This window comes from Limihaloglobus sulfuriphilus (assembly GCF_001999965.1).
Lineage (GTDB): Bacteria > Planctomycetota > Phycisphaerae > Sedimentisphaerales > Sedimentisphaeraceae > Limihaloglobus > Limihaloglobus sulfuriphilus.
Map to the genome: position 1 here is coordinate 2286956 of NZ_CP019646.1, position 24637 is coordinate 2311592.

Genomic DNA, 24637 nt, shown 5'->3' on the forward strand with positions numbered 1-24637 from the left:
ATTATTCCTTTCTGTTTTTAGAAAGTAACAATCGGGCACACTGGAGGTGACAGGCACCATTGTGGTATAGAAAAACGCATATATCCAGTTATATAAAGAGATTAAGTTCATATCTCGGTCTTGTTTTCCAGGAACTTATCCAGCTGTGAGCGCAAAAACCACACATTCCTGACATACCGCGTAGCCCTAAGCTCGCCCCTGTCACGCCAGAATTTGAGATTCCGCAAGGCTTGTTTTTGGGACTGACCGATTTCGTCAAGCCGCAAATACATCGCAGCCTCAATAGAAGTCATTAAGTCGGGGAATTTTTCAGGCCTTGGAGGCCAGGTAGCAGCAATAATATGTTTACCATCACTCATCTTATATGATTCCACCCGACCGGACACCCCTGTCTTCTGCAAGATGCCCGGTCTTTTAGTTACACTTAGCCTCTGGATAACATTCCCAATATTAGCAGCTTAAACACCGATAATACAGTAATGCCAAGCACCAGACTGCTGTTTTCAGAAAGGTTTGGGTTAACACACCTTCTTACAGTGTCAATTACACGAAACACGATCAAACTACCTGCCTTATCAAGGGCATCAAAGCATGACACACGCAACCAGTTCCGCAACAAGCGAACACCAAGAAAGAAGATCACAATATCAATCAAAATAAACAACAGACTTAAATGCCCGCCTGGATAGCCAAGGATTATCATGATGACCTCCTATTGGGTTTCCTGGGGCCCTACCTGAGCTTCGATTACTTCGGTTGCTTCGACCTGAGCCCTGGTATCTTCGTTTTCTGCATTATCTGCCAGCTCAACCGCCTTGCCAACCTTTGGAGAGTCAATACCTCGCGATACACATGGCCTTGGAGGGATAATGCTTTTTAATGATATCTCACGAACATCACCACAGCCAAGATAACCACGCCTGCCACATACCGGACAATTATCATTACGATCAACCGATGCTGTGAACATGGAAGCTTCCCTTGCATTGTAATGCAGGTATTCTTTACCGTTAATGCCGTCTGCAAATAGCATCCTGACAAGTTGAGAAATAGCCAGATGACAGGTAACACCATTAAGATGAAGCACTGATGGGGTCGGAGTCGAATTAGTTCCTCTGACATAGCCTGCCTGTGCGTACTGAGCTTTTGCCTCATCATCCATCTTATCCAGCGCTGCACTTGATGGGTCAATTGACCCCGAACACATAAGACATCCGGTTCTTCCGGGTAGAAACACCTGAATCTGACCGATTGACTCATACTTGTCGTCCTCGGGAATAATCTCAGTGCCAAGATCGATGTATGGAACCATATATCTTGACGCAAGGCTATTGAGCGTCTGTCTTGCCCCATCGTTATCGATACAACCGATAATAACATTGGCTTCCTTTATACATTCCAGCATCTTCGCATCATCAAGCGGCTCGGTATAACACTCAACATTTGTCTTATGCCCACGGTGTTTTGCATAAGCCTGTGCAATCTTTGCCTTAGTTTCCCCGATATCTTTGGGACGTGCATAAGGAATGCGAGGCAGATTTGAGGCTTCAAGGATGTCCGGATCACATGCCTTGATCCAGCCGGAATGGCTCCCTACACCAAGAGCCAGCAGGCTTTCAAATACCAGTGCACCGTTACCGCCAAGACCGCCGACAAAGACTTTTGTATCCTCAAGTAGCCCCTGCTTCCAGCCTGGAATGATGCGGTGGCGGGCATAGGGGTCGTCCTTGCCGCCCTTGGCATCGTTAACATCGTAACGTAGAATCATGGTCGGAGACCCCAAAACCTCAATCCGGTTGACTGGTTCAAACCTCTCGTTTTTCCTGTCCCAGATTCTGGCCTCAAAGTTGTCAAAACCGCGACCAAAAACAATCATTCCCATCTCAGTGGTTTTAGGGAAATTTGCCGAGATATAACTGGCGTTCGCCATACCGTGATGGTTGTCAATCCCGCTGAACCGTGCCTTTGTACTAAAGGGGTGCGTATGGGTATCAAGAATTGAGAGTCCCTGATCAAAGGCAAGACTGTAAACTAAAGCCTGATACACCTGATCCGGCTCAATTGACACCGAAGACTGGTTCTTGAGTTCCTCACGGTCAGGCACAACCAACTGTTTGCAGATATAGGTCATGCAATCATTAGTCATAGCCCTTGAAAACAAGCCGTAGATAAAACTTTCATCTGAGCCTGATTCAGCTAGATGATTTGTCAGAACTTTGTAATAATCAGTAGTAAATCGTATTATTTTCTTTTTCATGTTTATTATCCTCTCGTTGGGGGCTTTGTCATGTGTGCCCGTAACAATTCAAAAAAAGTGATTAAATCATCCGAAGATGAGTTCCAGGCAATGCTTTCATAGCACCACCAGCTCCACCCCGGCGGGCCGACATCTCTATGGAAATCTTTTGGTACCTTATTATTATACCTGAGCATACTTGGAACAAACACCCTGGAACTACCCACGCCCGGGGGACTTTCAGGGTAGTTCGTCGGGAGTGCCAAAAGGACTCTAATAACACCCGTATTATAACCTGGAGGCAGATTGAAATTATCTACATAAAGGTTTCGTTCAGTGTCATCAAGACTGATGTTGTACACACAAGATAATCGCATTAAATCATCTTCCAATATCTGAGATATCATCTTAACATCCCCTCCTTGCCCTTGGAGCCTCCATGAATCTTTCAAAATTCTTGATATCCAGCTCACCGTCTCGGGGAATAATAGTGTTACCGCCATTGGGTTTCTGCTGAAGAACAACACGGTTATCAGGTACACCCATTGCGTTTCTTAGTTCACGGGCATCAACCCGTCCGTTACTTCTTTGAGGGACATTAATTTCTCGTCCGCCTGCAAATACTCTCATTTTAATTCTCCTTGAATTATTTGTTAAAAAATCTTAAAATTAAGGCCACTATAGCTATCAACGTTAGCAGTGCCATTAACGCTTGTAGGTTATCACTCCAATACGTCACCCCACCCAGACTCTCGCATATCCACTGATACAATGGCTCAAACATATGCAGAATCTGGCGGAGGTTGAGCAGAATCAGGATCACAATGATCGCTTTGATTATTTTTTCCAAGCTCATACTATGCCTTTCTTTAGAAATGAATTAAATTTACTGAAATGTGAATACTCAAACTTATCGATAAGTTCATTTGGCAATGAAGTAATTTTATTGAAGTAGGCCTTAACAGCCTTCGCCGATGCAGCATCCTTAGTCAACCATACTATTTTCTTATATGAGGTATCCTGCAATTTAGCGGCATTGCTTAGCAGGTTGCCGGTATTGAGAGTGATTTCTACCGCAAACATCTCAGCTTTCCCATTTATCAGGGTAACATCTATTGTTGCCCCTTTTTGGCCAGCAGGAGTTTCTGTCTGAACCTTTAATCCTTTACACTGTTTTGACAAGTGTGCTGCTAAACCAACATAAAACGAGTGTTCAACACTCACGCTTCGCTCATAAGGGACAGGAACATTGAATTTATCATATGTCTGTTTTGTGGGAATCAAATACACACTCTTGCCTGACATTGAATGAAGTAGATAACCTTCCTGTAAAGCAGAATTCACGGCAGTTTCATACACACGAACCGAAACTCCCATCCGATCAATGTGTTCTCTAACCTTGGAATATGGATAATGAATACAGTCTAAGAGCAGTTTATCAAGTGCGGTATTAACATTGGAAACCTGCTTTATGGGTTTTGGGGCCTCACTTTTTGGAACCTCAGTCAGAGAATGCCAGGGTACGATCATGTTAGAGCAATCCGTGATATTCACATCACCTTCCGCCTCATCGGGAACAAAGGGAACCCAGCCGTGGACAGGCCTTGACCATGCTGAACCTGAGATAAACGCAAGGGATTCACGTTTTTGGAACCGCAGGATACTGCTCTTTTGTTCCGGCGTGAGTGACATATAACTTTGGAGTACACGCAGGTTATTTTCTCCATTGATGTTACCAACAACAAACATATTTCGGCTAAGTGCCAATACTGCCGGGTCAATCTGTGATGGAATTTGAGTTGCAAACATAACAGCAACTCCTGCTGATCTAAGAACGGCTAATATATGCCCTAACGGAGACGTTCTTTTCTCGGAGTGGAAGGTGTTGGGAACACCTACAAACCTCGTACTGTCATCGATAATTAAAAGATGCTTGATTACCTTTGTTTCAGAAACATTCCTATATTTCTGATAAAGCCAAAAGAGGAGGTAATTTAAGAGACCTTTACATTCAACCTCGCCGGTAAGGCAACGGGCATTTATAACAGTGTTTTCGCCAAACAACCAATCTAATGAGAGACCTTTTCTGCAACTGAAGATATTTGAAGGGCCGAGTAACTGGGATAAGCCAAATTTGGCTGCATCAAGATAGCCTTGAGTACGAAAACTCTTTGGCTTGAACTTAGCCAAAGATTCATAAATATCTTTTAAGCAAAGAGTGGTATCGCCACCATACCCACGAAGCTGAGAAAGAGAATCATCAACTGCTCTGTTAAAAAAGTCTACCCCGAAGATGACAGAAGTGATATTTGCAAGAATTGGCATAAACTCAGTAATATAATTATCCTGCTCCACTCCCAAAGGAGATGATAAATCAAATGACATCTTACCAAGGTCTAAATGTCTAAAAACCGATAAGCTGCTAAAACCATTTTTAGGGTCAAGAATCAGTACTTTTATATCAGGACGTATTATTGATAACTGCTTACAAATAGAGGTTATAAGTCGTGATTTACCCATACCCTGCGGACCTAAAACTAAGGCTCCGGTAAGCAGTTTATCCGGATCAATGGAAAACTTAACGCCATCCATCTGATCAAGCAGATGCAAATCTCCCTGATTTAACAGCACTTCGGGCCCGTATGGTCGAAAACTATCGTAGGTTCTCTGTGCATCGGTATTAAACATTTTAAGAAACTCGAAAAGATGCTCTAATTTTGAATCAAAAATTCTTTGGTTACGAGCCTCATTTATGGTCTTAAGCAGAAATTGTATCTTTGGATCACTCAGCAGCTCATTTTCTCGCAATTCTTGTTCAAGAGCTCTGATCTTACGAGCATTTTCTTCAAGTAGTGCCAACGGTATACTCATGACCGGGAGTCCTCTCTAAACGGCGAAGCAAGAAAGGATAACAACTTGCTTAACAACTGCTTACGCCTATATTTTTGCTTGCATTTCTTGCATAGTTGGACTGTTGAACCATCGGGCATACTAACTGGACGGATATGGACAGAGCAGGCATTGATTCCACACTTATCGCACTGGCCGGCACTTGAAATTGTATAATAGCTTTTCGCATGGGCCTCTTCGAGGCTTATTTTTTTACGGCGATAAGCCGCCTCTGCTTCCTGTTTGCAAAATGGACACTGACCATAGACATCATTAATGTCACTGACCAGTCTGCCGCTGCCGAGACTGCGGTTTATAGTTTTTGAAGTGTCTTTGGCCTGATCGCCCTTGACCTCAACTGATTTCACCACACCAAACTCAAGATCGGTTCCGGCTATTTTTTCAATGACCTCTTCAGATTCCAAATATGACAGCTCATCATCAGAGTCTTTAGGCTTCTCACCAGAATCGCTTTGAGGAGGTGTCGGCTGATAGGGCAAGTGAGCCGGGTGTGACTTTTTTGTAAATATACGTTTAGTTAGCTTAGACATAATATACCTCCACAACCTTACACTACTCTGACAAACCTGGACATAATGAAATCTTCATAAGACGATGGAATAACTCTCTTCGCTATATTATCTGAAGATCCCTTACCGGGATCGCCGTGAGCGGAATTGTTGTTTTCACCAGATTTTCTAGGTTCTTGATTTCTCATAAAAAGCCTTTCTTTTATTAACTAAACTCGTTATATTGTTAGCATAAAGTACAAGAGCAAATTAACACATTACGTAAACCATTTCAAGGCAAATACTTACATTTGGCCTGCGCGATATTTGCGCCCAAATAATGCTATTAAAGTAAAGATGTTATAGGAATCGCTGCGCAACTTTTGCGCAGGAAAAATCAAGACAACAAACGACAAAAGAAATAACGAAAACAGCAGTTCTAAAAAACACTAATTAATTTCATAATAAAAGTTTTCCGAATCTTTCACTTTAGAAAGGATATTGGCTTGACTTTGCTCTGACAGCACCTGAGAGCAATAAACATCTCCTTCGTAGATTACTTTAGAGCAGTTTGGCTTAAATGAAAATGCAATATAATGAGTCTGCATGGTTTCTTTAAATAAGTACTGATAAATATAATTAGCCACTTCCTTTTCAGATGATGATACAAAAGGAGGGTGATCAAGTGGTAAATTACCTTCAGCTACTATATTCTCAATAGGACTCGAAGGTGAGCGAGAAAGACCAAATACACAAAATCTATAGCTTTTTAACGGCGTCATAAGGAGTAAGAAATAAACGGAATTTAAAAAGGTTTTGGGAAAGTACTACCACGACGGGGTGATTTTAATAAAATATAGTATAATAAACTCATAAAAATTATTTTATCGTTTTGCAGAAACATAAAGAAAAATGGAAACTCTTGAACAGAAAAAAAAACAGCTTTCAGATGAGCACTTTAAAATTGTCAAGTTTTTACGAGACAATGAGTTAAAAAACGAAATCCTTAGCGACAACCTAAACACCCATCTTAATGAAAAGGAAAAGGTTGATGTAATAAACCTGCTCAAAATCATATACAAATCGTTTGGATTGTCTCAAAAATCGATTAGTGAAAAAAAGGACATGCACAGTTACCACAGATTTGTTTCACGCACAACAGGTGATTTGAATCGAGTCTTGCAAAGTTTTTGTCACAATAAAACTTTGCACGCTATCCAACTCTATTTTGCTACGTACCATTCTGAAAAAATCAAAAATATTGGTTGCCATCTTGTTTGCACTACTCCTAAAGAAGTTAAAGTATTTAAAAAATACAAAAATGGCAGTACTAAAGAAACCACAAAGGTCTGCTCACATGAGATAACACCACTTGAAGAAGCACTGAACTTCGATTCAGATTTAGAACAATTTCGATCTGAGTTGAAACAGGATGCGATTGACAATTTGAGAGATAAGTTACATGGTGAGAAAATTGAAGATTACAGACCTTTGGAGCTTGAGATCGGCACATTCGATGAAAAGAAAAACACGGCAGAAAAATCGTTCATTGATCATAACCGAGATTGGAAGCCATTTCATCGAGATATGCTTCTTGATTTGCAAGGAAGGTATATCCTAACATCAGATACAGGCAGAGGAAAGACAACTTTCTTAAGACGTCTTCAACTTGATATCATCAAAAAAGACAATGGATTAATTCCTATCTATTTACATGTAAGTGAAATATCTGATTTCAACTTAGGTAAGAAAAAGTTTGAAAGCTTTCTGCGAAATTTATCTGATTTGTTTAAGGACTACGTGAAAGACGCTAAAAGTTTCCTTTTAAAAAATAAAGATAAAATTGTTTTTCTAATTGATGGCCTTGATCAAATTCCCGGGGTTGGATCAGCCTATATAAATGCAGCTGATGAAATTTTAAAGACAATAAGTAATAGACTTGTCTTAACCTCAAGGCCATTTGCAATAACACAATTAGAACAAAATAGAGATTTAGCTTTTCTTAGGCTCAAACCATTTAGCCCAGATTTAATTGAAGAATATTATGGTGATCACTACGACATAGCAATTGACCTCTGTCATCGCTGTAGAGAAATGTTATCAATTCCAATGTTGGCTTACATGGTACGCTTATTAATTATTGAGGGGCAAGCTGGAGGAGTAGATAACCGCACACAGCTATATGAACGCTTTATTGATTACTTATTTGACCCACAAGAATACAAACATGAAAACTTGAATATTAGTGAGAGCAAATTACTTGAGATACGACGTTCATATGAAAAACTGTCTTATGATGCGATCAATAATGAGCCGCCAGATTTACAACAAATACCTTTTGATTTGGCTCATTACTCGGCAAGTGTTGAAGTTGATATTTTATTAAAATTAGGGCTATCACAACTTTATGAGATAAGAAGAAAAGAAAGGGAAAAAATACTATACTTTTCCCACCAGTCTTTCCAGGAATACCTTGCCGCTGTCCACATAAGCGAACATGAAGATTTGATTGCGAAGGTACTTAATGAAAAATGGAATCCAAAATGGAAAGAAGTCTTACGTTTCCTTGTAGGCTTGAATCAAGTAAAAGGCAATGAAATTATTGATAGAATACTTAACGAAAATGACTTTTTTTTCAGGCCAAAGCTTTTACTGGCTGCCAAATTAGTGCCTGAGACAAAAGTTCCTTTAGCTACCCAAAATATCATTTATGACAGATTATTAAAAGTTCCTAAATTTCCAGGCTTTTTCCCTGATCTTGCAAATGCCCTATACCAATCAAATTATACTAGATTTTATTCGATGATAAGAAGCTTAATAGATCACGGAGAGATAGACCAAGCTGTGGACTTTTTATCTCATTTACATGCGATGAGCTACGACAATGCAACAGAGGACAGAATCATCCATAAGTTACAATATTATTCATATGAAAATATTATTCACATAGTAAAAAACATTGACATTCAAAAGCTTAATAGAAACAACCAAAAAAAGATTATTTTTTCATTAATAAACTGTATCAAACTCGGGGATAATACTACATCATTTTCTGCAGCAAAAATACTTAACGACACCCAAATTGATGAATCTATTTTGCACAGACTTCTACCTTGTCTTGAACATGAAAACCCTAATGTTGTAATTAAAATAATCAATCTCTTGGGTAAAACAGAATTTCAACATGACGAACTAACACTCCACTTACTTAGAAAACTCAAAGACACAAATCCAAATATAGTTTTTGAAACAATGGTTACATGTAGAAAGCTAAAGTTATTCGATCTTGATATATCAGAAATGATTTCTTCTAAGATTTATGATGATCATCTATCTTACGCAGTTATACCTTACGTACTCTACCAAGTTTACCACAAACATGGCATAGAACAAGTTACAGCAAAAATCTTAGAATTAAGTAAATTAAACATTTACCATATAAGTCACATTATCCTTACATATCTAAAAGCAAATGGACTTGAATGGCTCATATCCCATGATATTCGCTGTGCCCTATTGCAAGAACCGCATACCGCAAAAAAGATAGATAACAACACTCCACCTATCAAACTAGATCATGTGACTATGGATAAAAAGATGGAATCAACAATACAACCAACGTTTGTTTCTGATCAACAAATTGTAAAAGATAAAATATTTGAAAAGCTGGAAAGACAATTGAGATTCGACGCCCCTGATATTGTAATAGAAACTTTGGGGGAAATAGTCTGTTTGGAGACATGTGGAAACACTGAAACTGCTCGTATTGCATTGTTGATGTTAAACGAAAACCCTGAAATCGCAACCGAAGCACTCTATACAATACTTGACTTGGATCTCTTTAATTCCATTCAACCTCGTATACTTTGTGAAGCTATCGACACTCCAGATTACAAATTAGCGGAAGAACTGCTGTTTGCAATAGGTAGATACAAATATTACGATAAGAATATTATAGAAAAAATATTTTCAAAATTTATGGATATCTCTGCAATTCTATATAAGCCATTTGGTTATAATAAGAGCGAATTATCATTCTATACTGACACAAATTTTGCTTGCTATCATTATGGATATTCATTATTTAAATCACTATATTCAAATAACTGTATTTTTTTGAATGAAATAAGATGTTTGTTGCAACATAATCAGAATGATTAAACTCTGTTGTTCCGCCCAATTTAGTTTAAAAACCAACAGATAAGCATAAACGCTTTGCTATGAAAATCTTATACCCAAATATGACGTTCCCATTCCAGGGGCTTTATATTCCATTCCACCATATACATAACACATCAACCCACCCCGTTCCCGGTAGGGAACGCATATAAAATGCACGACCAAATTAGTAACATACCAATAAATACAAAATTAATAATCAAACATATACACCCCAATAATACCAAACAGAAATCTATAACAATACCTACACCAACCTTTAATCACTCTAAAACATACAGACTTACTTCTATACCTAAAAAAAACACTCCCCCCTAAACAGGTTCAACCTTTATCTATCCCAACCTACCCATTTCATCCTGATGCAAAATGGATAAAATCACACTAGAACAATTAACTCAAAAACAACAAAACCAGCTCCAGACTAAAATACCTGTGAGCTACAATATCAACGAATATATCAACGACCTAAGCTCCTTTTACGACCAGATCGAGGACGTCATTGAAGAGGCTGAGCAGTACGTTATCAACAAGGACTACCAGGAGGCCGGAGACGCATACTCCACTGCCGCAAATCTCCTTGAAATCTATCAGGAACTTGGCAAGGGACATCTGCATCGAGCCAATTATCTTATCGAAGGGCATAACCAGAAACTCGAATACTACATGCCAGAGAGACTCTATGACTCGCTACCATCACAGGAGTAATACACCTGAGTTTCCATGAACAAGAAAACCCCGACCTAAAGCCGGGGTCTTGAAAATTCTACTTTTCTTTTTCTACTTCTTTAAAGCAAACCTGCCGGGGAGCGTCTTTACAACAAGTGCATCCTTGCCCTTATTCTTAATCTCACGCAGGAAAGTTGCATAAAGCGTGTTCGCCGGGGTCTTGCCGCCCTTTGCTGGCTTCCATAAGTCCTTTTCCATTGCCTGCTCAACTATCGCCGCACAGCTCATCGCCATATCCGAATCCTTGAGGATTATTAATGCCACCTCAAAAAGCGATGCTTTTTTCGGAGCCTTCTGCTTATCCTTGGGACTCGGTTTTGCCTTCGCCTTCTTGCCAGCCTTTGGTTGCGGTGCTTTCTTAGGCTTTTCTGCCTTGGCCTTTGGCTCAGTATTCTTCTCCGGCTCGGCGGGGCCTTCTAAACGCTCAGGCGTCTTGATATGCACCTTTTTGCCGGTCGCGGTGTTAAGTGCTTCCCAGCCTTCCTTTGCATGCTTGCCGGTAATCTTGACGGCTACAGTACGGTTGGTAACCTTTGCAAGGTAGAGTCCATTGATTTTAATCTCTGATTTTTTCATAATTAGTTCTCCTGTATAGGGTTATCAAAATATTTACTTTTAACACGACCCGAACTTACATCAATCTCGCAAGGCTATCAAGTCAATTAAGTACTTATTTTGCAATAACTTGCATTATTCTGCATAATTCTTTAGATATTCCCTGAGCCTCTCGGGTATATGGTCAAATAACGATACATGCAGCTCTTCAATCCCCTGATATGCATCACTGTATTTACCATTCTCAACATCGTTAAGCACATCGGTAAGGTGTTTGACATTCTGTTCGTAATGAAGGGCTAGGCTGGTATCCACCGCCTCGATTGATCTCTCACTTACATACCGGCAATACCCGATCCGGTCAGCCAATTGCTCAAGGTCGTCAGAAAAGCCCGGATAAGTATTGGTCTTTCTATATTGTTCAAGCTGTTTTTCAATATCCTCCGCCGGGATATTCGATGCAAAACCGTAGATATTAATCAGCTCTTCTTTGATATGGCCTAAATCGCCGACATGTGTCCAGTTTAGAATATTGTCGCCCTGATCGAGTTCCTCCCTTAACAGGCTCATTAGATTACTGATATCCTGCTTCCTGTCGTTATATGTTTGGTTTAGTTTGTCGTCTGTCATTATGATTTACCCTTTGAAATACCGGGACTTGTCCTTTAGCACCATCTCAACCCTGCCCTGAATAAGCAGGCCTTTTTTAGCCAGTGTTTTTTCGATCCTTTGCATAGCCATCTCGCTGGTAGCAACCATTACAACCGTGTCGGCCAACTGGAGACCCTGTGTGAGGTTTTTAACAAAATCCGAGCTACCAGTCTCTATCTCAAAGATAAGCCGCTCTTGACCCTTTTGTGCGGCAAGGTCGGCAAACCCTGCCCCAACCGGTGCCTCAACCTGAACCGTATAGCCAAGCTCCGCCAACTTCTTTGCATACCGATACTTCCAGTAGGCATGTTCCATCGATTCCTTACGGAGTTTATTATCCTCGTTAGATGCCTGTATGTGGTCTATAACAAGCCCGACATCAATCCTGCCATTCTTCTCAGGTTTAACCGGGCTATGAAGCATTGCATCGAGCTTGGTAGGCAAGCCGAACACCCGTTTGCCTTCATCTGCAATCTCGAGTATTACCTTGCGGGTAATGCCTACTGCAACCGCTCTCTGTCTGATCCAACCAAGAACAAGTAGCTCCTGTTTGAGTCTGTTGGCCTTGCCAACGCTCAAACCTATACGCTTGTATCTTACCCTTACTCCATCATCAGGGTGAACAATAATATCATTAACAAGTAGAAGGACACCGTCTTCTACCCCGGCAAAGCCGGTATCAGCAAGCCGACCCCGCGAACCCCGCCCGGTATCAGTGCAAATGCCCTGACGCTGGGGGAACCGCGGAGATTTGCCCTGGGCCAGCCGAAGCAGCACCTCATCAGTGATCTTACCCTTGTCAAGTTTCAGGTGATCAAAGCTAACAATAAAGGGTCTCTGCCAGGTGCTTTGGAGTTTTACGATTCCTACACCTATTTCAAGGCGGGTTAAATAGTATTTTTCGGTATCGTCAAGCAATGATAATCCTGCCGCCTTTGTTATATCTGCCGGGTCTTTGAGATTCATAATCACACTTGTGTGAACGTTGCCAAGGACTGTCGGACTTATCTGTGAGGGCTGCTGGTCAACAAGGATTACTCCAATCCCAATCTCCCTTGCCTGTCTTAGAAGTTGCTCGGTCAGTGTCTCGGTTGATCGCTGGGTTCGATATAGTACATTATGTGCCTCTTCGAGTATTAGTACAAGGCTTAATTTCTCACGCTGACTGCTCGAGAGCTTTACCTGGTATATCCATGAGAATAGCAATGGAATGATGAATTTTCTGGTTGAGATTGAAAGACTGTCAAGTTCGATTACATTGATCGAAGTTGCAAGTCCTATAGTAAACATCTGCTGTTCCTTAGAACTTCCTCCCGTAAGGTTTGCCAATTTTAGTTCTTCCAAAGCTCGCATCGCAGTAGTCTTCCAGCCCCTGCTTCGTGATTTATCACTTTTAGAAGATTCAGATATCAGTTCCAACTCATCAATTAATTGATCCACTGATGGAGCAACCCCGAGTTTCATATTAGCCGAAACAAGAGCCTTCTGAATCAGGCTTCTTGCCCCATCACCAAGGGTATAGGCCTCAGCCATCACATCAACCACATGCTGAATATAGACATTAAGCTCTACTCCAGGAGGTGGTATAAACGGGTTAAACGGAAAAGAATTCACCTTTCGCCCGGCTGTATAGACATTAACCTTTTTTGTTACATGCGGCAAAATCTCGCGACCGTTTCGTTTCCAGTCCAGAAAAAGCGTTGGCATATCTCGACCTATCAACTGCCTGAATATGTTCATCACTATATTACTCTTGCCTGCACCGGAACGTCCAAAAATGGCCGTGTGTTGCAATAGTTGTTCATAATTAAGTCCAAACACCTGCCGTTTATGATCATACCAGACATTTCCAAGCTTAATCGGTTTATTCGTAATTTTATATGGTGGTAGTGAAAGGATCATAGCTTTCCTGGGATCACCGAATATACGGTATGCCGTTGAAATGATCTGTTTTTCAATCAACTGACGCATCGAGATGTCTCCCATATCACGAGCCTTCATCCAGGTTTTGATCTTATCCGGTATAATCGGCTCAAGCCACCTCGCTAATTTTTCGATGTTCATGGAGTAAGTAGTCTATGCTTGCCGGCGAGGCCGATAAGCCGTTCAAGACATCTGCTTTGCCTGTCAAAGAAGTCAATGTCTATACGCTGCCGTCTATCGTCAAGCTGAGAAAGCCTTATCATTAATTGTGCTCTTCGTGGGTCAGCAGCCCTGACCTTATCTATCCCGAGTGGATGCAGCTGCCCAAGATCGGTGTTAATCTGGCATTCCTGCCTTAGAATCTGCTCCTTGATATGCCTGTGCATCTGTTTTAGCTTGGTTAGCTGCCAGATCACAAGCTGGGTCTCATGTTCAATACCTTTAACTATGCCATCCTTATTAGTCCCTGAATCCTCGCTGATAATATCGCCGAGTATATCATCGACCTTATCCATAACATTCGTTTGTGCGGGATAACAGGGCGGCTGATTACGGATGTAGTTAAGAGCGTTCAAAAGTTAATCCTCCAGGTCAGACAATCGCTTATTACCCATCTTGATATAGTCCTTATTGAGCTCAAAACCTATGAATCTGCGGCCATGTTTTCGAGATGCAGCTGCGGTTGTCCCGCCGCCCATAAACGGATCAACCACCAAATCGCCGGGGTTTGAGCTTATCATTACAAGCAGTTCTATGAAATCCTGGGGCTTTTCTGTAGGATGCTTAGTGTGTTTTTTACCGTTTGTATACACGAATACGTTAATACAGTCCTGCTGGCTTAGAAAATTGAAAGTTACATCCTTATACCCTGAGTTTTTGCCTTTTGAAGGCTTGGTCAAGTACATGCAAAGCTCAAACCCGCTTCGCCAGTTACGTTTTGAAAAGCTGGGGAGCGGGTTCTTCCTGACCATAGCAAGCACCCGGCGTAGCTGAAAACCTCTTTCTCTGGCCTTGTGTATAAAGTAGCCATTATCCTCCTGTGCTGTGAACATGTATAATGAACCGCCGGGCTTTAGCACCCGGTAAGATTCAATCAGTACCCGGCATATTAGAATCTTGTAATCAAACGGATGAAACATATCCCAGTCACCCCATGCTGCCTCAGTGCTTTTTAGACTTCCCCGCTGAATTGTAAGGGCGTTTGCCGATGCGATGTTATACGGCGGGTCTGTTACAATCAAATCTACGCTATCGTTTTCAAGCTTCTTTAGCCCTTCAAGGGCATCCATTAGGTGAATTCTATTGATCTCTATCATTGTGAAGGTGAGGCTGTTCTCCTGAGCAGTGTCTGGAGCTGTCTACCAAGAACCGTTAGCTCGTATTCAGGATATACGCCTCTGGTATCAATTGTCCGAATGATATCGCGAGCCTTTAGCATTGGGATATTGTTCCTGATATTGTTGGCACTGATCCTTGTCTTAGGCAGAATATGGCGTAAGTAGCGTTTGATTCCTGCAGGACTCCTGGGGCTGTCCAGAGCTAAGATTATTGCACTTCGCTGGCTAAAACACACATAACCGTAGGCATTCCAGTCGATATCTGGCTCATAATAAGGCTCAATTCTCGGGAAAAGCTGTTTTCGAATAGATTTGCCTGTCTTAGTAAGACCGAACAGTCTGCTTCTGGTAGCTTTGGGATTCAGGCAAAAAAGCAAACCTGCCTTGTACATTTCTACGATAACATCACTACAGTCACGTCTGCTGATACCCGTCCGTTTATACAACTGGAAGGCCGTCATGGGCTGAGCGAGCTGTTTTAAGAGTTTCATTCGTCTTAGGCTCTTTAGAAGCCACTGACTGGCCTTGTCAAATTCCATAGAAAAAGCATAATTGCTATTAATTATACACTTTGAACCGATTAGGGGAGTGAACATAGAACAACTTGTTAAGCGATAATTACCCTTACCGTCCGGCGGCGATTAAAATTACTGGAAAATGCTGAATATAGGTTAAACTATCTGAAATCTTGTTAAGTGAGGAGATTTCAGATGGTTACAGACAAGCAGGTAAGGACATTATTCAAAATGCAGAACAAACACAGGTTTAAGTATCAGGCGGCTGATGCAGCCGGCATTGGTGTAAAGACCGCCCGTAAGTATCTAAACAGCGGTAAGTTACCCAGTCAATGCCGTCCGGTTCACAACTGGCGTACCCGCAAGGACCCGTTTGAAGCCGACTGGCCTTATATCGAACAGATGCTGTTTGACAGCCGGGGTACACTGGAGGTCAAAAGTATATTTGACGATCTTCAGGGCAAATTTCCCGGCAGGTATCAGAATGGTCAATTACGAACGCTTCAGCGTAAAGTCAAGGCCTGGAAGGCCCTTTACGGCCCATCTAAGGAGGTGTTTTTCTCCCAGCATTATGAACCTGGCCAGTGGTGCTGCTCCGATTTCACCAGCATGAACAAGTTAAATATCACGATAGCGGGCCGGCCGTTTGAGCATAAGATATACCACTTTGTGATGTGCTATTCGAACTGGCAATCGTTTTCTATCTGTCCCTCAGAGAGTTTTGAGAGTCTCTCACAGGGCCTTCAGGACGCTCTATGGAGGCTTGGCGGCGTACCCTGGTATCACAGGACTGATAATCTTACCAGTGCCGTCAAGAAAGTGGGCAGTCCCGAAATCTTTACGGACAAATACCAGGGGCTTGCCGACCATTACGGATTTGAACCTGTAAAGACCAACCCTGCCAGTCCTCACGAGAACGGAGATGTCGAGAAGAGCAACCATCTGTTCAAGAAGGCGGTAGATCAGCATCTTATTATGCGGGGCAGCCGGGATTTTGTGAGTCTTGAAGAATACGAGAAGTTCCTTCGTAAGATTACGGATCGGATGAACCTCAACAACCATGATCGTCTTCTCGAGGAACTGAAGGTTCTGGGTGATCTTCCGCACCTTCGTTATGACGACTTTGAGTCCAGAGAGTGCAAGGTCAGCCGGGCCGGCACCATCCGTCTGCTGCACAACACCTATTCGGTACACAGCAGGCTTGTAGGCGAGACGGTTAATGTACGTATATATGCCGACAACCTTGAGATCTGGTATGCACAGAGTTGTATCGAAGTTCTACCTCGTCTGCGTGGTGAGAACGGCCACCATATCAACTACAGGCATATAATCGACCAGCTGGTAAGAAAACCCGGGGCATTTGAGAATTACATTTACAAGGATGATCTGTACCCTTCAAGCATCTTCCGGATAGCTTATGACATACTTCGCGAAGGCCTGAGTATCAGGGAGGCCAACAAGCAGTACCTCAAGATACTTGAACTGGCTGCCAAAGAAGGTGAATCTCTGGTCAATGAGGCTTTAAGATTCCAGATCAATACCGATGAAAACATCAACTTCGAGGTTGTAAGAGAGTTCGTTGAGGCCGGTACCAGGCCGCCTGATCCGACAGTGGTCTGTATCGAACTACCAGAGCCGGCTTATTACGATGCACTGTACGAGGAACCGCTATGCGTATGTCTGTGAACAAACATCTAACAGAGCTGCTAAAGGAGCTTCATCTGCCGGTATTCAGGGAATACTATCAGGAGTTGGCTAAGAAGGCCGCGGCGGATGAGCTTAGTTATGAGGAATACCTCTTTGAGCTTGCTCAGCGGGAATGTGAGCTTCGTCGTGTGAATAAGGTCGCCCGGCTTGTAAAGGCATCAAAGCTGCCGCTGAAAAAAACGCTTGATACGTTTGAGCTTAACCGGCTGCCGCTGAAGATACGCAGACAGGTCAAGGTGCTTGCAGAAGGCGGCTTCGCAGACCGCAGGGAGAACATACTGGCCTTCGGCAAGCCCGGCAGCGGCAAGACACACCTGCTATGCGGTATATGCCATGCTCTTGCCCGGCAGGGAAGGAAGGTGTACTTCGGCACCTGTGACCTGATGGTGCAGGGACTGTTGAGGGCTAAAGAAGAGCTTGTGCTGGACAAGCTGCTCAAGAAGCTTGGGAAGTTCGATGTGCTGATGATCGATGACTTCGGATACGTCAAGCAGAACCGTGAGGAGATGGAAGTGCTGTTTACCCTGCTGGCATACCGGTATGAACGCGGCAGTGTACTGATCACCAGTAACCTGCCGTTCAGCAAGTGGGAGGTGATCTTCAAGGATCCAATGACCACCGCTGCCGCTATCGACCGGCTGGTGCACCACAGCGTGATACTGGAACTCAACGTGCCCAGCTACAGGGCAGAACAGGCCAGAAAACGCAAGAAACAGGGGCAATAACGTCCGATAAAAATTTTTGCCCCCCATGGGGGGCACCCCCAGAGGAACTTAACCATGAGAAACAATCCCACACTTAAAGGGAAATTTAATTGTCGCTGAAGGAATTTTTACTTGACGTCGAACACAACTTGAAATACACCATGAATTTGCCCCTGAATAGTTACAACTTAACATCTAAATGTGGAAAAAGTCAAATTTTAAGGCTGTTGCGGTTAACGAGTGGTAAATGTTTACACTTGAAACTAGCATGATTCTTTCACTGCAAACATAAAATACTATTTTTTAGAGTCATAATTCCGCTAACTGTGGAAGGGTTTTTACTTGACATTATATCTAATTTTAATATTCTATACTTTATATCGAGTCAGCTGATGAATTCTATTTTTATCGTTTGAGTTGCCTCTAAGAAATATTCAGTTTTCTTTAGCTGTTAATCTAGAGCTTATTTAATTTCAGGAGATTAAACATGGATTTACATCACGACAAATTTGGAAATGGCATTTCTCAAGGGCAAGGAATGGGAAGAAGTACAGATTACATCAAGGATTTTTCCAATGGTTCGTTACATGTTCACGCTCCTAATGGAATCGTTACTGGAGCTAACTTCAATGGACAGCCAATTTCAAATTATGAAGCTGCTATACTTGATCTAGGAATGGGCAAAGTCCGCAAAGATACTGGAAACTTCTAAAATCAAATTAGAGCAAGGGGCATTTGACTTATTTGAATGTCCTTTGCTTTTTTTCTAATTTGCTCAAAATATTTTTTATATCTTTTCTGCTTAATCTATTTCTGGAAATTGCCTGAGCATTTTTAATCGCAAATGCTACTTCCGCTGAAAGCACGTAATATCCACTGCAATATTTTTGGAGCAATTCTTCTGCATTTTCAACGACATTTGCACGATTATCTCCAGATAGATAATTCTTATACAAACTAATAAAATCTCTAATGGCTTCCTTCTCAATTTCAGTAAAAACACCCATATGACATAATAACAGTGCCTTGTTTATATTATTATCTGGTATTAAGATTATGGCATGTTTATTGATTCATACTAATCAAATCGGTAGTTCATTTATAAATGGACTCAATCCAACATTGGATTATGAAAACCATTAATCAATGCAAACAGTGCAAGCATCCGTTGCGACTCGGACAGAATGTAATTAAACTTGAGGTTGGAGTAATCGGCCCTCGAAATTTCATCAGCCTTGATAATGAAATGTTTTTTTGTAGTAAGGAGTGTTTGAGATCGTTTATAGGAGTAACATATAAAAAACTACAACTGTAGCTTCTAAGAGTTACATATGTCAGCAAAAATCATTATACAAGGCGATATGAACCCATAAAAATATTTACATATACACAGGAATTATGCTCAACATCAATTAAACAATGTCTCATAGGTTCATTCGGACTACTTGATTTATTTGCAATATCCACCCTCAATTTCCCTTTATCTGGCTCAACTCCCATTAGAAAAGAAAGATACCGTGGCAATTTCCCCTTTGTTTCACCTTTTTGAGATATAACTCGATCCATCCTTCGAATCTCACGTTCACTTGCAATAACGATTGCACGGACATACTGCTTAAGATATGAATTAGAGATAAAATCAAGCATGCCATCCTTTATCTCTATATATTCAAACGAAAAGTCTTGCATTTTGGGGTCTTCCTTCATATACTTTCCCGACCTACAGAGAGAACTAATAGTTTTTTGACATTGCCGAGAATCTTTCGAATTAAATTCGCATTCAACTTCAAACCATTGTTCTATGGAATCATTTAACCTTTTCATGGGGTGTGCCTATTTGATTAATTTACAATTAATTATTTAAATAATTTTTCATATTAGCACGGTAAAGAACTTAAGTAAAAATAATGCAAAGAACTTTATACTAGTTAAAATCCAAACTCACAAAGCTATTATTTAATCATTCTTATCAATTCTTGAATACATTCATCAAGCATTTCTGGTGCAGCCCCATCCATTTTGTTTACATATTTCGTCGCTTTACATGCATAAAATTCATGTAGGGCTACTTCGTCATCATAAGCTGTTATAAAAATTGTTTTTATCTTAGGATATCTCGTATTAATATACGAAATTACTAAAGCTCCATCTTGATTAGATGGATCATTAGAAAGTTTGTAGTCAACAATTGCAAAATCTATTGTTTCTTGATGTTCATCAAGTTTAACTTTTGCTTCTTTTAAGCTTTGAGCTGTAATTACCTCACAGTCATTCAACTCACATAAGTCAGTATTTGTATTGATCTGACCTTCCAAATCGTCAACAATTAAAACGACAATTTTATCTTCAATCATCTTGGTTTTCCTTATAGAGGTATATTAATATTAAATTTATAGTTTGAATCTGGCCGCATACACTCAATAGAACCTTTGTGTTTTTTTATAATCCTTTTAATGATAGCGAGGCCTAATCCTGTTCCGCTTTTTCGTGTAGTATAATTTTTTTCAAAGATTCGCATTCTATCTTCATTTGGTATAACCTGGCAATTGTCAGTAAATTTAATTGCATGATAATTCCCTTCTTGAGAAATCTCTAATTTTATTTTTACATCTGAATTATTTGACATATTAATGGAATTTATTGTTAGTTCCTTAAAAACTTGCAAAAAAAGAGTTTCATCAACCATAATTGTCTCTATTTTTAATTCATTTAAGAAATCAAAGCAATCCTCGTCAATTAATGAAAGAATTGAGTGAAATATTAATTTCTCGAGATTAACAGGTTTTATGGTGGGATCTATTTTGCCATAAAGTAATTTTAGATCATTTAACATGTTAAGAGAACTTATTATTGACTTCTTAACAGTGGGAGATTTTTGCTTCCAAAAAGAATTCATTAGCCTTCCCTTTTTACAAATCTTATCCAAGTAAAAGACAGAATTATTAATTGTGTCAATCTCATTTCCTATTCTGTGTGACATCGTGCGAGAAAAGTCCACCCAACTTTGTTCATATTTGTCTAAAAACTCCCTGACGTCACTAAAACCGTGAACAATATCAACGCATGTCTGCAAGATTATATCTTGACACATTTGGCTGATACCTCCATCCGCTTGCGGTCTAACTGCACTTACTAATTTTTTATCTCTGACAGCAAAAACAAAAATATAATGCAATTTGTTTGCCAATGGTACCGCTGTGAAATAATAACATGCACCTCTAGGTATTTTTAGTCTCTGATCAGAGATTGCCTTAAAAAACAACCCTGTAAGAACTTTCATAAAAGGATTTTTTAAAAATGAATTATCCGACGTTTTGGCAGCGTCTACTTGTTTCTTTAATAAATCATGCAAATCCTCTTCTTCTGAACAAAATAATAAATATGGAACAGGATGTTGCTGTAATTGTTCTATTGATGCGGTGTCAAGTGCTCCTAATGAGATTCCGGGCGAATCTATGATTTGCTTATTTTCATTATGACTCATTGCTGTTACGAGTACTTCTTCAGACTCAGCACTCCATTCGAGAAGGTACGCTGATTCAAATGCCCAAAACTCTCGCATTCTATCAAGAATATCGGGTACTGTAGTTGAAAAAAATTCAGGGTTATTTCTATCTGCATTAATTCGACCTAATAATTCTTGTTTAAAACTTGACTCAGACAGCCTTCGTATATTGTTGTATTGTGATTTAGCTATTCTTTCAATCATTGCACTTTTTTGTTCAAAAAGCTCACAATTTAATGAAGATTCATTATTGCCACTGGTTTTTTGATCTGATAGAATACTATTACGTATATTCTCTAATTCACTTTTTGCCGATGACAGGAACGGGTATTTTTCTATTAACTCATTAATGGGTCTGAGGTCACTCAATTTTGATAGGCGTTGCCCTGTAACGGCAGTGGCAATTAAGTGATCATGAACTATTATAGGTTTGGCATATTCCGTAAATCCAGCGTAACACTCATGTTCAACCACATCTCTCTCTTTACTCTTGTTCCATTTCGTTTCTACTTTTGCAAGTAGTTCTGCATCAGAAATAAAGCAGGGATCATATTGCTTTCTGTATTCTAAAATTTCAGGACACACAGTCCAATTAATATTAGTATCAACAATATTATTTATTTTCGCGGAACAATCATTTATATCACACTTTTGACATGAAATGAGATTGGGATTGTCATGAATAAATAATTCTAGTATTTTACTGTATACTGCCTGCCTACAGGTTGAACAAAATTTACGATAGCCACGCGGAACAGAAAAAGTAGAACTCTTTACATCAACTGGAAACCAATTGCACATTGTATCTAATTTTGAAGCACCTGCAATATATACAGTATAAGGCGCCCCAATTTCGGTTCCAATACCTTCGCAAGCATTAACTAAAAATTCGGTATTTACAAAATGACTTAATTTAATATCTTTTTGGCGAATTACATTCTGCGCGCAAAACAACGCGCAGACAAAATCAGGCCATCTATCATTATCTCGATGAGAATGCTTATACAAGCGAAAATCTCTTTTCATAGACCACGACTTAGGTATATCAATCTGATTCAAAGCATCTTTTTCATTTGGAAAAACAAAAGCTTCAAATCGAGCTGGACATTCCCATTGTTTCCGTTTACATCTAAACAATTTCTCATGCTCAAAAGTATCAGGGGTAGAGGTTAGTCCATCTAGAATCGCTCTAAACTCATCTTCAGATCTGATAGCTATTTCGTCAGGATTACACATATAATCATTCCACTCAAAACAGTGTGGGCAACGAATAGAAAAACCGTTATTATTCAATTCAAAAGCTTCCAATATCCAAATAAAGTCTTGTGAAAATTGCATTTATGTTGATTTTACATCAGCAAAGAACCAAAGTCCAATACTTTTTAGTTTTTTTTGCACCCAACAAAAAATGCAACATAAGCTTTTAATCAGCAACACCTTACGGCTAAGGCTGCAATTATAAACATTTTTGTCTGTGTTGAAAATTGCACAGATTTATATAAGATACTATAAACGGTTAAATACTATCTGCTTATTTCGGAACATTTATATTCCAGTTACAACTTATCTGATCTAAAATAAACGCACAAAAACAACCAATTAAGTACGGGAAACTAGCTGCATTGCCCGAATACATCAGCCGGTTACTGGTATACCCATTTAAGACCCATAATCCAAAATATTTCTAATATCATTATGTTGCAAATTGCTTAACCGGTTGAAAATTTATATATTACCTCAGACAATCCATGCGCAATATTTATATTTGTGCTGCTACAGACTTAGTAACACAATGAACCAAAAATATAAACAACCAAATAGGGGTGTAAAACGAGCAACAACGCTCGAATACAGTAGCCCCCCGGAGGCATTTACATTTCAGCGCAAAAGCCCCTTTTACTACCTGGCAGTGTTTGCCGACGTATATAACCGCCCAAACGGGTTGATTTATTATAAAATCAAAAGCAATACGAGGTGGTTATATGAAGACTGAATATAGGATGTATGGCCGTGATTCTGAAAAACTCGCTGACTCTATTTCTGATGCTGACAATAAGATACTGGCCGGCTATCTGCGTTACTGCTCAACTACTGCGGGTCCTAAAAAAGTCAATGATTATCGGCGATACATGTTGCAGTTTATGGATGTTATTGAAAAACCCCTTGATAAAATCACGAAAGATGATGCTATTGATTTTTGGGCTTTAGTGAATCATTCAACTCATGAACTCCAAACCAAGATAATGATGCGAAGGACTGTGAAGCGTTTCTTAAAATGGTTTTATCGTGACCTTGATATGCTTGAGGCTTTGAAAAATACAAAGGGGCCTTTAGTTAACCCCAAGAAAATAAATAAGAGTGTGTTGTTCAAACCAGATGAGATAAGACGAATGCTTCATGCTGCTGAACGAATACGAGACAAAGCATTATTGATGCTTTTAGTAGAAACTGGCGCTCGCCCGCAGGAGATACGTGACTTGAAATGGGGTGATGTGAATTTGGATGAAAAAGAAGTACATTTATATTCCTCCAAAACTGCCCGAGATCGGGATTTGCCGATACTTCATTCGTTTCCCTATATATTTCACTGGTACGAAAATTGGGCCTTCCCCGATCCTATGGCAGAAGATTATGTGTTTCCGGCATTGGTGAAACACTATTCTTCACGGAATAAATCAATTTCAACCAGCTACATGAATCGGATAATTCAATCACTAGCAAACAAAGCAGGTGTAAATCGGAGAGTAAATACATATCTACTCAGACATACAAGGCTTACCGAAGTGTATAAGCTCGGGGTCAAAGGGGTTGAACACAATAAATTTGCAGGTCATACACCGGGAAGTAAACATCAAAATGTATATGTGCATCTTGATAATCGTGACCTTAAACAGGCTCTGATGAAAAATGTATATTCGAAGGATGTAGCTGTAGCTAATGAGAACTTTCAAACTCAACCTGTAAACAACACCGGCACAGCCTCGATCCAAATGATCCAACAACAAATGCTCTTCCTCCAGCAGGAGCTATTAAAGCTCCAGGCGGTTGATGTCGCCGGTGGGGCGGCAAACCGTCCAAAGCAACAATTGCCCTGCAATATAATTTAGTACAGGGAATTGTTGCGCACAAAATTTAGAAAGCCGTCTTTTTACGGCCCATTTTGTCTTTTACATTTATTACCTCCTAAAATCAATTTTG

General features: G+C 40.3%; 23 protein-coding genes. 6 read left to right on the plus strand and 17 right to left on the minus strand.

Annotation, left to right across the window (positions count from 1 at the left end):
- Positions 1–107 precede the first annotated feature (107 nt).
- The 7 genes from SMSP2_RS08715 to SMSP2_RS08740 form a co-directional block, all read right to left on the minus strand.
- Complete coding sequence (locus SMSP2_RS08715; RefSeq protein ID WP_146683577.1) at positions 108–359, minus strand: helix-turn-helix domain-containing protein; 252 nt, start codon at positions 357–359, stop codon at positions 108–110.
- Positions 360–424: 65 nt separating this feature from the next.
- Positions 425–703 carry a hypothetical protein gene (locus SMSP2_RS08720; RefSeq protein WP_146683578.1) on the minus strand — a complete coding sequence of 93 codons (279 nt, stop codon included), beginning with the start codon at positions 701–703 and terminating at the stop codon, positions 425–427.
- Between the two features lie 9 nt (positions 704–712).
- Entirely contained in the window at positions 713–2257 is a 1545-nt protein-coding gene (locus tag SMSP2_RS08725) for a HesA/MoeB/ThiF family protein (protein ID WP_146683579.1), read from the minus strand.
- Positions 2258–2262: 5 nt separating this feature from the next.
- Positions 2263–2613 carry an E2/UBC family protein gene (locus tag SMSP2_RS08730; RefSeq protein WP_186804651.1) on the minus strand — a complete coding sequence of 117 codons (351 nt, stop codon included), beginning with the start codon at positions 2611–2613 and terminating at the stop codon, positions 2263–2265.
- Between the two features lie 31 nt (positions 2614–2644).
- Positions 2645–2866: a hypothetical protein gene (locus tag SMSP2_RS14870; protein WP_186804652.1), complete on the minus strand. Its 222-nt coding sequence runs from the start codon at positions 2864–2866 to the stop codon at positions 2645–2647.
- Positions 2867–3088: 222 nt separating this feature from the next.
- On the minus strand, positions 3089–5107 hold the full coding sequence (locus SMSP2_RS08735; RefSeq protein WP_146683581.1) for an ATP-binding protein: 2019 nt from the start codon (positions 5105–5107) through the stop codon (positions 3089–3091).
- Positions 5104–5676, minus strand: a complete 573-nt coding sequence (locus SMSP2_RS08740) for a hypothetical protein (protein ID WP_146683582.1) — start codon at positions 5674–5676, stop codon at positions 5104–5106. Before SMSP2_RS08740 ends, SMSP2_RS08735 begins: the two co-directional genes overlap by 4 nt.
- 870 nt (positions 5677–6546) lie before the next feature.
- Between SMSP2_RS08740 and SMSP2_RS08745 the strand changes: the two genes are divergently transcribed.
- Both SMSP2_RS08745 and SMSP2_RS08750 read left to right on the plus strand, forming a co-directional pair.
- Positions 6547–9795, plus strand: a complete 3249-nt coding sequence (locus SMSP2_RS08745) for an NACHT domain-containing protein (RefSeq protein ID WP_146683583.1) — start codon at positions 6547–6549, stop codon at positions 9793–9795.
- Positions 9796–10182: 387 nt separating this feature from the next.
- Positions 10183–10521 (plus strand): hypothetical protein, encoded by a 339-nt coding sequence (locus SMSP2_RS08750; protein WP_146683584.1) that lies wholly within the window; start codon positions 10183–10185, stop codon positions 10519–10521.
- Positions 10522–10593: 72 nt separating this feature from the next.
- Here SMSP2_RS08750 and SMSP2_RS08755 read toward each other — a convergent pair whose 3' ends face one another.
- The 6 genes from SMSP2_RS08755 to SMSP2_RS08780 form a co-directional block, all read right to left on the minus strand.
- The gene (locus SMSP2_RS08755; RefSeq protein ID WP_146683585.1) at positions 10594–11118 is read right to left on the minus strand and encodes a winged helix-turn-helix domain-containing protein; all 525 of its coding nucleotides are present in this window, start codon (positions 11116–11118) and stop codon (positions 10594–10596) included.
- A 114-nt stretch (positions 11119–11232) separates the two neighbouring features.
- Positions 11233–11727, minus strand: a complete 495-nt coding sequence (locus tag SMSP2_RS08760; protein ID WP_146683586.1) for a hypothetical protein — start codon at positions 11725–11727, stop codon at positions 11233–11235.
- A 6-nt stretch (positions 11728–11733) separates the two neighbouring features.
- Positions 11734–13812: an ATP-binding protein gene (locus SMSP2_RS08765; protein ID WP_146683587.1), complete on the minus strand. Its 2079-nt coding sequence runs from the start codon at positions 13810–13812 to the stop codon at positions 11734–11736.
- Complete coding sequence (locus tag SMSP2_RS08770; RefSeq protein WP_146683588.1) at positions 13809–14246, minus strand: hypothetical protein; 438 nt, start codon at positions 14244–14246, stop codon at positions 13809–13811. Before SMSP2_RS08770 ends, SMSP2_RS08765 begins: the two co-directional genes overlap by 4 nt.
- Positions 14247–14249: 3 nt before the next feature.
- A complete protein-coding gene (locus tag SMSP2_RS08775; RefSeq protein WP_146683589.1) occupies positions 14250–14987 on the minus strand; it encodes a DNA-methyltransferase in 738 nt (245 codons plus the stop codon).
- Positions 14984–15547 carry a hypothetical protein gene (locus SMSP2_RS08780; RefSeq protein WP_146683590.1) on the minus strand — a complete coding sequence of 188 codons (564 nt, stop codon included), beginning with the start codon at positions 15545–15547 and terminating at the stop codon, positions 14984–14986. Before SMSP2_RS08780 ends, SMSP2_RS08775 begins: the two co-directional genes overlap by 4 nt.
- Before the next feature lie 207 nt (positions 15548–15754).
- On the opposite strand from SMSP2_RS08780, the gene istA reads away from it, so the two are divergent.
- The 3 genes from istA to SMSP2_RS08795 all read left to right on the plus strand — a co-directional run bounded on the left by istA (position 15755) and on the right by SMSP2_RS08795 (position 18646).
- Positions 15755–17209 carry an IS21 family transposase gene (gene istA, locus SMSP2_RS08785; protein ID WP_418287778.1) on the plus strand — a complete coding sequence of 485 codons (1455 nt, stop codon included), beginning with the start codon at positions 15755–15757 and terminating at the stop codon, positions 17207–17209.
- Complete coding sequence (gene istB, locus SMSP2_RS08790; RefSeq protein WP_146683592.1) at positions 17200–17955, plus strand: IS21-like element helper ATPase IstB; 756 nt, start codon at positions 17200–17202, stop codon at positions 17953–17955. The genes istA and istB overlap by 10 nt, the downstream gene beginning before the upstream one ends.
- Before the next feature lie 466 nt (positions 17956–18421).
- Positions 18422–18646, plus strand: coding sequence for a hypothetical protein (locus tag SMSP2_RS08795; RefSeq protein WP_146683593.1), 225 nt, complete (start codon positions 18422–18424; stop codon positions 18644–18646).
- A gap of 28 nt (positions 18647–18674) precedes the next feature.
- On the opposite strand, the gene SMSP2_RS08800 is transcribed toward SMSP2_RS08795, so the two are convergent.
- The 4 genes from SMSP2_RS08800 to SMSP2_RS08815 all read right to left on the minus strand — a co-directional run bounded on the left by SMSP2_RS08800 (position 18675) and on the right by SMSP2_RS08815 (position 22777).
- A complete protein-coding gene (locus SMSP2_RS08800; RefSeq protein ID WP_146683594.1) occupies positions 18675–18941 on the minus strand; it encodes a hypothetical protein in 267 nt (88 codons plus the stop codon).
- A 340-nt stretch (positions 18942–19281) separates the two neighbouring features.
- The gene (locus tag SMSP2_RS08805; RefSeq protein WP_146683595.1) at positions 19282–19623 is read right to left on the minus strand and encodes a hypothetical protein; all 342 of its coding nucleotides are present in this window, start codon (positions 19621–19623) and stop codon (positions 19282–19284) included.
- A 263-nt stretch (positions 19624–19886) separates the two neighbouring features.
- A complete protein-coding gene (locus SMSP2_RS08810) occupies positions 19887–20288 on the minus strand; it encodes a response regulator (protein WP_146683596.1) in 402 nt (133 codons plus the stop codon).
- A gap of 11 nt (positions 20289–20299) precedes the next feature.
- A complete protein-coding gene (locus SMSP2_RS08815) occupies positions 20300–22777 on the minus strand; it encodes an ATP-binding protein (RefSeq protein WP_146683597.1) in 2478 nt (825 codons plus the stop codon).
- Between the two features lie 644 nt (positions 22778–23421).
- Here SMSP2_RS08815 and SMSP2_RS08820 point away from each other — a divergent pair.
- Positions 23422–24546 (plus strand): tyrosine-type recombinase/integrase, encoded by a 1125-nt coding sequence (locus tag SMSP2_RS08820; protein WP_146683598.1) that lies wholly within the window; start codon positions 23422–23424, stop codon positions 24544–24546.
- Positions 24547–24637 lie beyond the last annotated feature (91 nt).